The organism is Microbacterium sp. Y355 (assembly GCF_059445345.1).
Map to the genome: position 1 here is coordinate 1 of NZ_JCAIUD010000001.1, position 13911 is coordinate 13911.

At 61.2% G+C, this 13911-nt stretch carries 14 protein-coding genes; 7 read left to right on the forward strand and 7 right to left on the reverse strand.

Annotated features, from left to right (window positions below; all coding sequences use genetic code 11):
- Nucleotides 1-213: 213 nt before the first annotated feature.
- The 7 genes from AC1C2O_RS00005 to AC1C2O_RS00035 form a co-directional block, all read right to left on the reverse strand.
- Entirely contained in the window at nucleotides 214-546 is a 333-nt protein-coding gene (locus AC1C2O_RS00005; protein WP_495428380.1) for a hypothetical protein, read from the reverse strand.
- An 801-nt stretch (nucleotides 547-1347) separates the two neighbouring features.
- On the reverse strand, nucleotides 1348-1863 hold the full coding sequence (locus AC1C2O_RS00010) for an RNA polymerase sigma factor (RefSeq protein ID WP_495428381.1): 516 nt from the start codon (nucleotides 1861-1863) through the stop codon (nucleotides 1348-1350).
- Nucleotides 1860-2510 carry a hypothetical protein gene (locus tag AC1C2O_RS00015; protein WP_495428382.1) on the reverse strand — a complete coding sequence of 217 codons (651 nt, stop codon included), beginning with the start codon at nucleotides 2508-2510 and terminating at the stop codon, nucleotides 1860-1862. The genes AC1C2O_RS00010 and AC1C2O_RS00015 overlap by 4 nt, the downstream gene beginning before the upstream one ends.
- 429 nt (nucleotides 2511-2939) lie before the next feature.
- Nucleotides 2940-3419 (reverse strand): hypothetical protein, encoded by a 480-nt coding sequence (locus tag AC1C2O_RS00020; RefSeq protein ID WP_495428383.1) that lies wholly within the window; start codon nucleotides 3417-3419, stop codon nucleotides 2940-2942.
- Between the two features lie 70 nt (nucleotides 3420-3489).
- Nucleotides 3490-3981: a hypothetical protein gene (locus tag AC1C2O_RS00025; protein WP_495428384.1), complete on the reverse strand. Its 492-nt coding sequence runs from the start codon at nucleotides 3979-3981 to the stop codon at nucleotides 3490-3492.
- On the reverse strand, nucleotides 3978-4877 hold the full coding sequence (locus AC1C2O_RS00030; protein WP_495428385.1) for a hypothetical protein: 900 nt from the start codon (nucleotides 4875-4877) through the stop codon (nucleotides 3978-3980). The genes AC1C2O_RS00025 and AC1C2O_RS00030 overlap by 4 nt, the downstream gene beginning before the upstream one ends.
- Nucleotides 4874-5710: a metallophosphoesterase gene (locus tag AC1C2O_RS00035; protein WP_495428386.1), complete on the reverse strand. Its 837-nt coding sequence runs from the start codon at nucleotides 5708-5710 to the stop codon at nucleotides 4874-4876. Before AC1C2O_RS00035 ends, AC1C2O_RS00030 begins: the two co-directional genes overlap by 4 nt.
- 138 nt (nucleotides 5711-5848) lie before the next feature.
- On the opposite strand from AC1C2O_RS00035, the gene AC1C2O_RS00040 reads away from it, so the two are divergent.
- The 7 genes from AC1C2O_RS00040 (at nucleotide 5849) to AC1C2O_RS00070 (ending at nucleotide 13910) form a co-directional block, all read left to right on the forward strand.
- Nucleotides 5849-6328 (forward strand): hypothetical protein, encoded by a 480-nt coding sequence (locus AC1C2O_RS00040; protein WP_495428387.1) that lies wholly within the window; start codon nucleotides 5849-5851, stop codon nucleotides 6326-6328.
- A 1615-nt stretch (nucleotides 6329-7943) separates the two neighbouring features.
- A complete protein-coding gene (locus AC1C2O_RS00045; protein ID WP_495428388.1) occupies nucleotides 7944-8459 on the forward strand; it encodes a TIR domain-containing protein in 516 nt (171 codons plus the stop codon).
- A gap of 98 nt (nucleotides 8460-8557) precedes the next feature.
- Nucleotides 8558-9298 carry a macro domain-containing protein gene (locus tag AC1C2O_RS00050; RefSeq protein ID WP_495428389.1) on the forward strand — a complete coding sequence of 247 codons (741 nt, stop codon included), beginning with the start codon at nucleotides 8558-8560 and terminating at the stop codon, nucleotides 9296-9298.
- Nucleotides 9295-9765 carry an HIT family protein gene (locus AC1C2O_RS00055; protein ID WP_495428390.1) on the forward strand — a complete coding sequence of 157 codons (471 nt, stop codon included), beginning with the start codon at nucleotides 9295-9297 and terminating at the stop codon, nucleotides 9763-9765. The genes AC1C2O_RS00050 and AC1C2O_RS00055 overlap by 4 nt, the downstream gene beginning before the upstream one ends.
- Before the next feature lie 412 nt (nucleotides 9766-10177).
- On the forward strand, nucleotides 10178-11407 hold the full coding sequence (locus AC1C2O_RS00060; RefSeq protein ID WP_495428391.1) for an ABC-three component system protein: 1230 nt from the start codon (nucleotides 10178-10180) through the stop codon (nucleotides 11405-11407).
- Entirely contained in the window at nucleotides 11404-11904 is a 501-nt protein-coding gene (locus tag AC1C2O_RS00065; protein WP_495428392.1) for a three component ABC system middle component, read from the forward strand. The genes AC1C2O_RS00060 and AC1C2O_RS00065 overlap by 4 nt, the downstream gene beginning before the upstream one ends.
- Entirely contained in the window at nucleotides 11904-13910 is a 2007-nt protein-coding gene (locus tag AC1C2O_RS00070; RefSeq protein WP_495431628.1) for a DUF3732 domain-containing protein, read from the forward strand. Before AC1C2O_RS00065 ends, AC1C2O_RS00070 begins: the two co-directional genes overlap by 1 nt.
- Nucleotide 13911: the final 1 nt, after the last annotated feature.

Below are 13911 nucleotides of genomic sequence, written 5' to 3' on the forward strand. Positions count from 1 at the left end.
CGCGTCCAGTCCATCCCAGAACGCTAAACGAACACCCAACGGCGACAATGGTCGAACCATCGAGAACACCCCGCAGAACTCAGGGCGTTGCGCTCACCGCTTGAACTCGCCGGGTAGGAGACACCGAGGTTACGAGACAGGTGCTCGATCGGCTTCGAGGCCCTATAAAAGGGTTCTCTAGGCTGGCACGTGCGCCACGCCGGGCAGTATCGGCTATCCGACGATTAAGGCTTCATTGATCATGAAACTTGCGGCGATGAAAGTTGCGAGCGTGACGGCGATTCCGGTTGCTGGAGCGAGCCAGGCATGTCGAACCCGTGACCGAAGCAGAATATATGTGGCGGCCGCAACGATCAAGACGATCCAGTTGAGCGGCCAGAATACTCGGGTTACGTCCTCAAGGACCGGGTAGTTGCATCGGTCCACGCAGCCCGGGACACTCAAAATATTCGTGACAACTAAGAACGCAGCCACCACTGCAGCCAGCACATGCACGCCGACCAGGGCATCACCCAACCCCGATCGAGAGCCTCGCTCCTCGTCCACTACTGATCCTTGCTCGCGATTGATCGCACTCTACCGCTGGCGGGACACTCAGTCATGCCGGATACTTTAGTGGCCACCTCGCGATCACCGGAGACCGCACGACGCTTGTGCCCTGCTGAACTCGCACCTTTCGTTTCTGTCAGAGGGGTATCTCAAATCTCATGGGATATGCGACGCTCCGCGACGCTCGTCAACGGCAACGCGGGGGACTGGGTCGGTCAGGTCTGCGCGGTGGTTAGGCTCCAGCAGTTGAGCATGGACGTGAAGGGCGGTCTCGGACGAGGGTCAGTTCAATTGGCAGGGCCGACGTCTCGCTGGCGGCCCGAACTGTAATCTCAAGGTCAGCCCCTAATCGAACAGACGCCATCCATGCGTCCGGCCAGATGTCCTCCAGATCGCGACGCCATGCTCCCTGTCCTACGAATGCGCCATCCAGATACACATCGACGGGGTGCTCCTGGAACGAACTGCGGACCGCGTTCATCAGGGGCCCCGCTGGCACGACGGTCACAGAGAATCTGTGCTGCGGAGTTCGGGTCGTGCCGACCGAAGCGGTCGTATTCTCGTCGACGTACCTTGCACCGAACCCAATTTCACTCTCATCCGGGTCGGTGACACGAAGAAAGGATCCGTAACGATGCATCGCTTGGCTCATCAGATCTGTCTGCGGCATCATCGTCTCAGTCTGGCAGCGATAGGCACGAAGCAACAGGAAAGAACCCGCAACAACACCGAACATGCATGCAGCGGGCTCTCGCCGCGCCCACTGACCAGCACATCTAGGCGTCAGACACATTGAGGCTACGACACACCGTCACGCTCAAGCGACAATGCTTCTTTGAGGTCCGCTCGCGCCCTTTGATACCGGGTGCGAGCGGTCGAAGCGGGAACACCGAGGATCGCGCCAGCATCGGCGACACTGAACCCCTCCCAATGGACCAACCGCACGAGTTCGGCCTGCTCCCCAGAAAGTCGAGCAATCGCGTCTCTCACTTCGAGACCGCGATCTGCTGGGTGTCCATGAACGCGCGTCGACGCGAGCGCTCCTCGGAGGCGCTCTGTGAGTCTCCCGCGTCGATGAACGCTCCGTGTGGCGTTTGCGACAACGTTTCGGGCAATCCCGAATAGCCACATTCGTGCTTGCTCACTCTCGCGCGGCATCGAATCAACGCGACGCCATGCCGTCAGCATCACTTCGGCAAGAGCGTCAGCGGCATCCTCTGTGCCGATACGACGTTCGGCATACCTCAGGACGTCGGCAGAGTCCCGGGCGAGCACAGCTGTCAACCCTGCAGCGTCGACCTCTTTGCGGGTCACCAGTCCGCGCCCGGACAATTCGCTTCGCCTTGGAACGACAGGTCCGTGTCGATTCCGTCGATACCAGCTCGCTTGAGATCATCGTCAAGCGCTGTCGTGACCACATCCCAAACGGCCGTCCAGTACTCCTTATCGGCGTTGTAGTGCTCGGTTCCCAGACCAGAAGGTTCGGTCGATCCGTCCGCGTTCACGTAGATACCCTCGCCGGCCTCGCGACGCTGAACGATGGTCGCATCGATCGCATCATCCGTAAGAAGTGCTTCGAGATCGGTGCTGAGGTAAAAATTCTCCACGACAGCAATCTCGTCAGGTGCAAGCCCCGTCACGTTGCCGATGCGCTGCTCACACACGGCACCACTCGGGAGAGTGAAATCGAACGAAGCCACAGGATCATTAGCCCACGGCATGGTCCAGATCCCGGTTGCAGCAGCTGCTGCCGTTGCACCACCCAGAACGAGGACGGACGCCAGTGCCGCGACCGCTGGCCGTCGCCACCGGCGCACGCGCGTTGACTCACCTACTTCCGCTTGCGTCACTCCACGAAGGCGTATGATTTCGTTCGCAACGCTCGCAGTGATCGGTGCGGTCTCGGGGCTCGAGTCCCCAAGAAGTCGATCCAGTTGGTCGTCGTCGGGTGTCAAACTCATGATGATCTCCTAGAAATAGGGTTACACCATGGACATGTCCGGCCGGGCCTAAAACGTCTGCCGACGCGTCAGACTCGCGCGACAGCCGAATGACTGTCTCAAAACCCTAGGAATACGAGACGTCTTGCCGCTGAAGAACTGGTGAGAGCGCAATTCAGGAAATGACGCGGTGCCGTCGAGTCTCATAACTATGTGTCAAAACCGATTGCCAGTTTCTCGGTACTCATCGTTGGTTATGAGACACCCTGCGGCGTCATCGCGTGGACGCAAGGTTGCCGGCACCTCGACTTGCTTCGAGAACAGAGAAGTCACACATCGAAGGCTCGTGTTAGGTTCGGTCACGCCCGACCCGACCAACGTCGAGAGCGCCGCGTGATGATTGCCGTTTGAAGGACCAGCCGAGCTGGCACGCCGTGAGGCGCACGTCAATCAGAATTCGTAGATCGTGGCGAGCTCATCCGACAGCAGCACTGTGTGCGGGAGATCGCGCAGTGCCTCGGCATCAACCGAGAGTCCCCGCAGTCGTGCGGCCTCTGCGTATAGGTCCCAAGGAAAGGAATCGGGTTCGGCCGCATCTGCTTGCACTAGCGTGAGAACTTCTGAGATCACGTCGGCTGAGGATTGCTTCCAGGAGATGGTCGCCCCGATACGTCCATGCTGGGACGAGGACACTCCACGATCCATATCGAGACGAATCATCGATTCGTCCGATAGGCGCAGGTACTGGGTCATCTTCGTGCTCATGGTTGGGCTGGAGTTTCCTGTGGGCGGGTCATCGAGTTCGCAGATGATGACCAGACGGGTCACCGTCAGGTTGGAAATATCGAAGGGCAAGCGATGAGCGGGCTCGGTATATACCGATTCTCGTGGAATCGGTGCGTACCGGCCCTGCTCATCGCTATCTGTCATGGGGGACAGCTTATTCCGTTGTAATCGAGCACCAAGCGATCGCTTAGCAGCGTCATCCCACGGAGACACTTCACTCCCGGCCGAGCGGGTGTGTGTTCGTCGCGAGGAGTGCGTCGATGAACTTAGGGAACGCGCTGGTTTCTCCGAGGGCGAGTGCAGCGCGTAGCGACTCGGCGAGCATGTCGGGAGTCGTGTCTGCGTCATCGGTGTCGTCGACGCGGACGATGAGCAGGACGCGACTTGTCGTGCGGATGGTTCCTACGTAGGGCAGGTCGGGTCGGTCGTAGTCTGAGGGGTTGTCTTTCCACCAGCTGATCTCACCGTGTCCGGTGAGGGTGTCGAAGTAGAGCGCCTCAACGCCGGGCAAGGGTGTGCCGTCTTTGTTGAGTGCCGCGTCCTTCGGATATCTGGTGACGGCAGGTACCGAATCGTGGTCGACAAGTTCGACGCAGTAGATGGTCCCGGACTGGGTGACCACGAGATACCTGCCGGGAGGGGACTGCTCGGTCAGGGGACCGTCCTGATGGGGCCGCCCGTCGGGTGCCTGCGATTCGCGTGTCATTGTTCTCTCCCTGTTCGGGGGCGGTAGTCGCGGAGGATGCGGGCAATGTCCTCGCCCGGCACGTCCTTGGCATCACACCATTCGGCCATAAGGTCCGCGACCTCGACGGGGTCGATGCTCGCTGGGTGGTTGCGGACGTATGCCGCGAGCATGTCGATGTCGTCCGTGCCCAGGCCGAGCTCGGTGTTGAGGCGTGATTGCACGGGCTGCCAGGCACGGTAGTTAGCGTCGCTTCCCCAGATGGAGCGGCGGTGCGCTTGCGCCGTGTGTACGCGGTCGCGTCGCCGCCGACGGCGGAGCTCGCGTTGACCGTCCGGGGTGCGGGTCAATTCGACCCACTCGTCCATCTCGGCGACGTCGTAGATGGTGATCCCGATGTGTGGTTTGCGGACCCAGTGGAAGTGGGTGAGGACGCGGTCTTCCCGGCGGCGGAGTTCTTCGAGTGTCGTTTCTCTGAGTACGTTGTCGTCGACCCACAGCAATGGTCTGCCATCGAACTGTCGGGCGAGGCGGTGTGCCTTCCACGATGGGGACGACTCGGTAACCCTCCCGGGTCCCTGCACGGCGACGGGCAACTCTGGCAATCCGAGGTCCTGTGCAAAGTAGGTATGTACATACTGCTGCCAGGTGGTTGCCCATACGACGTCGATCCCACGGTCCAGCAGACTCTGTACCCAGGCTGCGCCGATGCCGGAGAAACAGTGCTCGGCGGTCCACTCACCGTGCTCGTCCCAGTCGGGCTCCCGGTGCAGGTACGTCGGGTACTGCGTCTTCCGCATTGTGATCACCCTGCCGAAGACCGCGGGGGCTATTGTCGCGCCGAGGCCCGGGGGATTCACGCGTAGGACGCCGTCGACGTCGATGGCGACGACTGGCCGGAATCGGGAGTCGGTCACAGGTGCACCGCCACGTCCGTCACAGAAAGGTCATCCAGCCGCAGGAGTACAAGGTTCCCGGTCTGACCGTCCATGCCCAACGCCTCCACCCGCAATGGTGGGAGCCCTTCGCGTTCGATGGTGGCGGAGTCGCGAACGTGGTAGTGGCCGTGCAGCTGGAGCAGGGGTCGCGTTCCTGTGACGACCTGTCCGATGTATTCGCGGCTGGTGGCCGCGTAGCTGCGTGCGGCCAGCGGCCAACCGTCGGAACTGACCAGGATCCTCGCCACCAGTGGGGTGCACTCATGCCCCACGTCGTGGGTGAGGAGCACCTCCGCGTGGCCTGCGGCGATTGCTGCTTCCACCTCGTCGGGGGTGGGGAGTTCTGAGGGCCACCAGGATCGGCCCGGAACACGATAGCTGGCGTCGATACTGGCGGCCCCGCCGAAGCTGAGGAATGACCGGTTCCCGATGGTGAAACGGAACCCGCGGGGGAGCACCCACACGGACTCGCTGACCCGGACCGCGAGACCCGGGTTCGTCTCGAACAGTGCGTCGAGGTCATCCCAATCTTCGTGGTTCCCAGGGCAGACCAAGACACGCTCGATGCCTGATGTCGTCGGCTGCTCCCAGGATTTCGCTACCCAATACTCGACGGTCGCCAGCAGGTCGTCGCTCCCGCCTGGCCAGAAGCCGAAGTCCCCGACATGCAACAAGGTCCGGGCCCCTGTGCGCGCGGCGGCGGGGATTGCGCGGCCGATCCATAAGCAGTTGGCATGCCAGTCTCCGGCGACGACGACCTCGTTCTCGGGAAGGTCGAATGTTGACGCTGTCTCCTGTGCGGTCATCGCCATCTGTGCTCCTGTCAGTCCGATCTCATGCGCCATGAGGACGCACGGGACGACACGCTATGCGAACCCGCCGCCCAGATTCGGGCGAATTTACTGACCTGACGGACCGACGTTGCTGGCGCACCGCGCATGAAGGGAGATATGAGCAATGAAAATCCAGATGCCCCTGCCCCTGCCCCTGCCGACAAGGTCTATGAGCCGGCCGGGCCCCGAGAATCCGCATGGATCCGCCGTGCTGATGACGTTGACCGGCTGGTTCGCGTACTGGGGCGTATGCCTCGCGCCGGTGACGAGGGTGTGGACAGCACGTTGCTGCGCTGGGTCCGGCGACAACAATGGGCCCGGCGTCAAGACCAGCAGCATCCGCCCGAAGACCACCGGCCACGCCTCAGCGCACTGCGTGAGGATCGCCTGAACAGAATCCCGGGTTGGGTCTGGGATCCGCGCATCGAGAACTGGTGTGCTCATATCGACAAGGTCGAACAGTTCCTCGCACTGCATGGCCGTCCCCCGAGTGCTTCCAGGAAGGGAGCGGACAAGGACGAGCGTGAGCTCGCGTATTGGATTGCGAACGAACGGAGGAAACCACAAGCTCAACTCGTCACGGGCCAAGTGGGATGAATCGCGAGCCTTCTCGAGTCCAAGGGCAAAATCAGGGAGTGTGACATCGACGCCGGAGGAACGAACTACGGGGGGGGTGGCGTGCGACACCCGAGTGATGAAAGATGATGTCATGTCCCACCAACGCCATGCATCCGCGTTTGCCCTGACAGTGATATCCGTCGTTCTTCTCGCCGGTTGCAGTGCCCAGTATGAACCAGTCATGGACCTTCAAGGCGATCGTGAGTCGCACGATGAACTACCGCAGCTGGAAGATTATGCGTACGACGCCGTTGACGTTTCGTCCAGTCGTTTCGTCGGAGAGCACGAGGGGACGTCGCTCTGGCTCGCTCGGGGGATCGAGGGGGCAACGGTCTGTCTGATTGCAGATGCCGGGGACGATGCCTGGACCGTGTCGTGCGGCGGCCCACCGATCGGAACCAAAGGCATCACTGGCACCTTCGAAGTCCTACCCGACGGGTCGATAGCACCAGATGGAGCAACGCAAGTCTCTGAGAACGTCTACGCCTGGTAACTTCCTCCCGCTGTCCCAAAGCTTCGGTGTCTCGTAGCCCACGGGTTTCGAGTCAGTTGGGTCTCGCGACACTCGCGCTGAAGGGCCCCGACGCTGATTTATCAACGTGTTGGCGTGCGCTGAACATCATTGCGCGACCCCACGCATAGGGGAGCTATGAACCAACACACGAGCACTATGCTTCAAGACGGCCTCACCGAGGAAGGGAATAACGAGCGGGGTGACGCGCTCGATCTCGCTCTGCACTCGGGATCCCGCGTGCAGATCGAGATCTCTATGGATTCGTCCCAGATTCTCGTGATCCGTCATCTGCCAGAATCGGCAAAAGGTGGCGACAAGCGGGCGCTTGAGGCGTGCTTCAGCTTGTCTCGCCGGGACGGCATGGGTGCTGTCCTCACATCGGCACCTCCGTCGTCGGAGTCCTCTTCTGGACGGCGCCGCACCCGGTACATGTCAGGGGGAGTGCTGGTCGCTGACGTATGCCTGTCCTCGCGCGAATGGAATGATGCGCTAGAGCGGTGGAAGAACGGGGGAACGTTGTTGCCATAGCTGCCTGGGGTGGCCGGCTTTGTTCTCTGAGGGCGACGGTCGAGCGTTCATCGCCGGCGTTCGCGTTGCAGCCGGCGCGTCAGCGGGCGATGCCCGCTGTCACGGTCTCTTGGCCTCCCGCATCAATGTGCACCCTACGGTCGAAGCCGATTCCAAGGCTCGGTTCATGACTGACGTCGAGGTTTCGATGGCACGTCACCACGCGAATGGCGAGCGGCAGGTAGAAGCGTAGAAGCCGTAAGTAGGCGAGTCATGGACTTCGGCTGGGACTGATCCACCTCGCCGACTCGGCTCAGGTTCGGGGGAGCAGCGGTCTGTACCGCTCAACGAACGGTGAGCGGGACAGTGCTGGCGTACCGCCCACCGCTCGCTAACCAAGCCAGGAGTGTCCCGTAGCTATGTCCCGTTCGACTGTGCCGTCCAAGGGTTGCCTGAGTGGGACAGCCCGGCGCCTGGGGCAGGCGATGATGATGTCGGTGGTGGTCGATACGATCAATACGGCTGGTATCACCGGTCCGCTCACCCCTGTCAGACGAGTCCAGGAGCCCAACGATGAGCTATCGCAACAAAACCTATGTCGCTTTCGCCAGTGAAGACATCCACTACTACCGATTGATGACAGCGTGGAAGGCAAGTGACAACATCGACTTCGATTTCACTAACGCTCACGATATCTATGAAGCCCGGGACACGAGTACGCGTGAAACGATTAAGCGGCGGCTACGCGAACGGTTGAACAACACCAAGCAGGTGATCTTGCTGGGAAGCGCGGACGCGCGTCGCAAGGGTGGCGACGGTACTTCGTTCCTTGCCTACGAGGTCAACGCGATCATTTCTCTGGGACTTCCAGTCGTGATCGCGAACCTGGACCGCGCCCGCGGGTATGTCAGCGGGAATGTTCCGATACCGTTTGCTGATGCCGACTATTACACGATGTCGGTATCGTTTGGGCCCAAGATCATCAAGCACGCCCTCGATGACTACGCCGCCAACTTCGCCGGATCGGGCAACACAGGACCGTACCGCTACAAGGAATCGGTGTACGAGAGCCTTGGACTGAACAAATAGTGCGTCGGAAACGTAACCCTCGTCGGTATGCAGCAGGGTTTTTTCGCCGTTTTCTAGAGGCAATTGGTGCGCAGGCTGCGGGCGCGGGTGCGATCGCCGTGATTGCTCCTGACATGTTGAAGGATCAATGGTGGCTGGTGTATGCGACTGTGGTTGTGGCAACAGCATGGGCGGTATTCAAGCAACGTCAGGTACCGCCGTCGCAATGGTACGCCCATGGAAACTTCACGATCCGACTCGTCGTTGGTGATTTGTTTCAGCAGGATGCATCGGCGATGGTCGGGATGACGACGACGTTCGATACGGACCCGAGCATCATCGACGCGGGTAGCGTGCAGGGAAGCTTTCTGCGCACTATTTACGCGAGCTCGCATACCCGTCTTGACCAGGAGCTGGGGGAATCGCTGGCAACAGCAAATCCAGTCTCCACTATCGTCAAAGCTGGCAAGGGGCATGCGTATCCTCTGGGGACCACTGCGATTCTCAAGGGCCGCGGTGCCATCCGCTACTACTGTCTCGCATACACTGAGATGGACGTGCACAACCGCGCGCAAGGTTCAATTCGCGGCATTGTTCACAGCTTGGACAGGCTGTGGGACGCCATCGATATTAACAGCAATGGTGCCCCAATCTGTGTGCCGTTGCTTGGCCAAGGTCAGTCTCGTGTCCCGGAGTTGACCGCTGAAGCCGCCGTGCGGTTGATGGCGTTCTCGTTCTTCCTGCGATGTCGCCGGAAACGGGTGTCTTCCGAACTGCGGATCGTCATCCACCCGAACGAGATCAATAAGATCGACCAGACTGAGTTCCAAGCTTTTCTCCGCTCATTGGCGACAGAATGACCGACAGCACCAGCAGTCTCGACATCCCCGAGCAGGAGCGGTGTGCGTTCTGTGACTATCTCGCGGGGAGTCGCCCGTTCACTATCCTTCGCCGCGACCGCCTCGTGGCGGTGCTCGTAACACGAGAGCAACGCGGACTCGGACATCTTCTAGTCCTCCCCACGCGGCACTACCCAACATTGTTGGAGTCACGGCGGGATGAACGCCACGAGCTGATCGATACCGTGACCTGGGCAGCGGCCGCCATTGACGAGGCGTACGAGCGTCCTGGGATTGCTGTGTGGCAGAACAATGGCACCGCAGCTCACCAGGCGATTCCTCATCTCCACTTTCATGTCGCTGCGACGCTTCCCGGAGGCGGCACAAACTTCGACGACGTACCGGAACTCAGCGTCGCCGATACTGACCAGATCGCCGCGAGGATCCTGAGTACAGCCCCACCGATCGAAGGCTTTCTCCGTGAATGAACAGGCAAGTTCACGCGTCTGTCCATTCGAGCGGACACGCGGACCAAAAGGGTCCAACGGACCCGGGCGCGATTTCGGATCCGCGCCTCAAGGCATCGACGTGGCGACGCGCTCCGGGTGATGGACGGGAGAGATGGGTGAGCAGTCGTCCGATTGGGCGTCTCGCCACATCGTCATACAACGCGACGCTCCCGGAGTCGGCGGTGTCGCCTGTGTTCGTCGGGCGCTCCAGGTCGGATGCGTCGAGGTCCTAGTTCGATCAGTCTCGAGACGGGCCAAACAGCATGCGCACCGATCTGTCCTAAAACTGCTGCGGGTGCTTCGTGGGCATACTCCCATCCTCGCGACATAAACACGGAACGAAACCCAGGACGGCTAAAGCTGCAGAACGCTACCGCTAAGGTCATGTTGTATGAGCATCGTCGACAGCAATCGGTTTAGTGCCGCGGGCTCGGCGCTCGGTTACCTCGCCCAGGTAGAGTACGCGCTACTCATTGCCCTGCAGCGAATGGATGTCGACGATGGCCTCCGACTATCGCTCGAAACAGTGGACGACATCACCTTCGAAGCTGAGGGGCAGCCGCAGGAGTTGTGGCAGACGAAGCATCATGTCGATAGGCAAGGCTCTCTCGGTGATGCGAGTCCGGATCTTTGGAAAACGCTGCACAACTGGATCGAAACTTCCGACGATCGATCCGCTTGCTTTCTCTACACCACGGCAACTGCGAAGGTCGACACGGCGGCAGGCCTGCTCGGTCCGGTACGCAGCCGCGGGGAGGTGGTCACAGCCCGAGAGAAACTTGACGCCGTTGCCCGTGCGGCAGGAAACGCGGCGTCCGCCGGCTATTACGAGCGATATCTTTCGCTCAATGAGACTCAGCGAACAGATCTGCTGGATCGCGTCATCGTGCTCGGTTTAGCCGCTACCGGTGAGCAGATCACCGGGCAACTTGTCGCCACTGTTCGCAAGGCGACGGTGCAGCAGCGCCGCCGCCCTCTTGTCGATCGTTTGCGCGGGTGGTGGCACGGGCGCGCGATGGCGCATCTCACCAGGGTCGCTCAAGGTGAAGCTGACTGGATCGACATCCGGGAGATCGAAGATCAGCTGCATTTGATTACGCAGTCTCTCCGAGACGACAATCTGCCTCTGGACTATGGCAACGAGCCGGAACCAACGTCCGATGAGGTTGCCGTAGATGACCGGGTCTTCGTGGAGCAGCTTCAGATGATCATGTTGCACCACGAGCGCATCCGGCAGGCGGTGTACGACCACAATCGGGCCTTCCTCCAGCGGTCCCGTTGGCAACGCGAGCAGCTACTCGCGATCGGAGAGATCGACGCCTACGACCGGCGCTTGATGGAGGAGTGGAAGCGTGTGTTCCTGCCGCTGGAGGAACCGGATGTAGGCGACGCGATCAGCGATGACGACAAGCGGAAGTTTGCGCGAATGACATACGTGCGGCTTCAGGAGCGCACTCTGCCGGAGATCCGCGCGGAGGTCCGATCCGGTTACGTTCCTCTTGGGTCGCTGCACATCCTCGCCGATCGGCTGCAGATTGGTTGGCATCCAGATTGGCTCGATCTCCTCAAGCACCGCCTTTCCGAAGCGCAAGGGACCGCCGAGACCGAGGACGTGGCGTGAGCATCAATACGCCGACCCCTGCCGCAGGCTCCGAGGCCAGCACACTCTTCAACCCAGCCTTCTGCGCCCTCCTACTTCACAAGGCATGCGCTGAGTATGAAGCGAAGGCGGGGGCCGCTATGCCGGTCACATTCTCGTTTCTCATCCTGCCCAGTGCGCTGCACAAGCCCACCCGCGACGCACTGCCAGGCACAACCAGATCATCGATGTGGTCGTGGCTCCGAAGCAACCCGGTCATTCTCATGGACTTCGCCACCCGGGTCCGCACCTTCCGATCCTTTACCGGGGCTGCCATCAGTTACGGACTACAGCACGCCGTCCTCACCGGCTCACTCGGATCGATTTCCGCAGGAAACCTCGGTCGCCGCCCGCGCACGCTCTATCCGACCGCTGACTGGACGGAATGCGTGAAAGCGGCCGAGTTTCTCGGACGCTGGTTCGGAGGAGCCGACCTCGACGAAGCCACCACCCTCGCTCATTGGGGAGTCAAACCGTGATGCAACTCGATGCGCTCATCCTCTACAACGCTGACGGGGACATCCGTCAGATCCGATTCCGGTCGGGACAGCTCAACATCATCTCGGGCGAGTCCGGCACAGGCAAGAGCAGCATCATCGGCATCCTCAGGTTCCTGCTCGGTGGCGACAGCCCGCATGTTCCGCTCGGCCCGATTCAGGACACCGTGGCCTGGTACGGACTTCTCGCACACGTTGGCAACACACAGTTCTTCATCGGACGTCCGGCACCCGCGCACGGAGTGACGACATCCCAGGTGATGCTCTCGATCGGAGAGAATGGCGTTCCCGAACTTGCGGCACTGGAGTCCAATGCCAACACGGCGGACCTCATCGACTACCTTGGTGGCCTGATTGGGATCGAGGAAAACCTCCATGTTCCCGCCGAAGGGCGCACCCGCCGCGCCCTCGCTGCGAACTTCCGCCACTCGCTGTACTACAACTTCCAGGGGCAGGGGGAGGTCGCCAATCCCGACCTTCTCTTCCACCACCAGAACCGAGATTTCCAGAAGCAAGCGATTCGAGACACGTTCCCCTACTTCCTCGGTGCGCAAAGCCCGGATGCTCTTCGCAAGCGCGAACAGCTATCGGATCTCCGCCGTGATATCCGGCGCCAAGAAACGCGCCTCGCCGAGGCCCGCTCGACGCGCGAGTTGGGCGTGGGTCGTGCGGCGGGACTCATCGCTGATGCCCGATCCAGCGGACTACTCCCGGTGGACACGACACCTGTCGATGCAGGTGAGGCCATCGACCTCCTCTCGGCGCTCCTTGAGGCGGACCAGCCTCTGGCACATGCCGATGACGTTGATCGCGACGCGGAAACAGAGGCTCTCATCGCGCGCCGTGGGGAACTACGCGGTTCGCTGCGAGACATCAACGATAAGCTACGCGGACTCGATGAGTTCGCCCGGGTCGGCACCGAGTACAGCGCGGAGCTCAACGAACATCGCGTCCGGCTGGCATCCATCGGACTCATCCCAGATACGACAGATGCGGAGGCCACGTGCCCGGTCTGCCAGACAGCCCTGACTAATACGAGCACCCACGATGCCATCGGGCACAGCCTCGGCCGTGTCGCGCGCCGCATTGAGCTGGCCCAGCGTGACCAGCCGCGCATCGCCACTGCCCGCATCGAACTTCTCCAGGCCCGCGGTCAAGTGCGAGCCGACCTGACCGACATCGAAACGTCACTGGAAGAGCTCGCGCGTACCGACGACATCCGGGCGACTGCGCAGCACACCTGGGATCAGCAGAGCTTCGTTCGAGGCCGCATCGCCCAGTATCTCGAAACGACCACACTGGAGAGCGACGACACCATCGCGGCCCTGGAACGCGCGGTCGAAACCCTCGAAGACGAGGCCGCGCGCCTCACCGATGAGTTGGACCCTGAGGCACTTCGTTCGGCCGTGGACTCCCTCCTTAACATTGTCGGGCGACGCATGACCGCACTCGCACAGTCTTTGCCGCTTGAGCACTCTGAGCACGGTGTACGTATCGATCCCTACCGTCTCACGGTCGTCGCCGACACTCTCCAAGGCCCGGCCTACATGGATGCCGGTGCCATCGGCAGCGGGATGAGCTGGGTCGGCTATCACCTCACCGCCTACCTGGCACTGCAGGGCTACTTCATCGACGCGAACCGACCCGTTCCCCGATTCATCGTTCTCGACCAGCCCAGCCAAGCATTCTTCCCCCGGGACAGGGAGAGCGGGGGAGACCTCGCCGAACTGTCCGACGTCGATCGCGACAACACTCGCAACCTGTACCGGATGATGTTCGACGTCGTCACCCAACTCGACGGGCAGCTGCAGATTATCGCCTTCGACCACGCGGACTTCGCTGACGAGTGGTTTCAACACTCGATCATCGAGACATGGCGTGACGGCACCGCACTTATCCCGCGCGACTGGTATACGAACGAGCAACAATCACAGCCAGTGCTCCCCGCTGGCTCGATCGAAGCACGGTCATCAGAGCCTGAAGCATAAC

Coding starts and splice junctions, on each gene's coding strand:
- AC1C2O_RS00015 (WP_495428382.1), bottom strand. CDS start 2,510: ATGAGTTTGACACCCGACGACGACCAACTGGATCGACTTCTTGGGGAC.
- AC1C2O_RS00020 (WP_495428383.1), bottom strand. CDS start 3,419: ATGACAGATAGCGATGAGCAGGGCCGGTACGCACCGATTCCACGAGAA.
- AC1C2O_RS00025 (WP_495428384.1), bottom strand. CDS start 3,981: ATGACACGCGAATCGCAGGCACCCGACGGGCGGCCCCATCAGGACGGT.
- AC1C2O_RS00035 (WP_495428386.1), bottom strand. CDS start 5,710: ATGGCGATGACCGCACAGGAGACAGCGTCAACATTCGACCTTCCCGAG.
- AC1C2O_RS00040 (WP_495428387.1), top strand. CDS start 5,849: ATGAGCAATGAAAATCCAGATGCCCCTGCCCCTGCCCCTGCCGACAAG.
- AC1C2O_RS00045 (WP_495428388.1), top strand. CDS start 7,944: ATGAGCTATCGCAACAAAACCTATGTCGCTTTCGCCAGTGAAGACATC.
- AC1C2O_RS00055 (WP_495428390.1), top strand. CDS start 9,295: ATGACCGACAGCACCAGCAGTCTCGACATCCCCGAGCAGGAGCGGTGT.
- AC1C2O_RS00060 (WP_495428391.1), top strand. CDS start 10,178: ATGAGCATCGTCGACAGCAATCGGTTTAGTGCCGCGGGCTCGGCGCTC.
- AC1C2O_RS00070 (WP_495431628.1), top strand. CDS start 11,904: ATGCAACTCGATGCGCTCATCCTCTACAACGCTGACGGGGACATCCGT.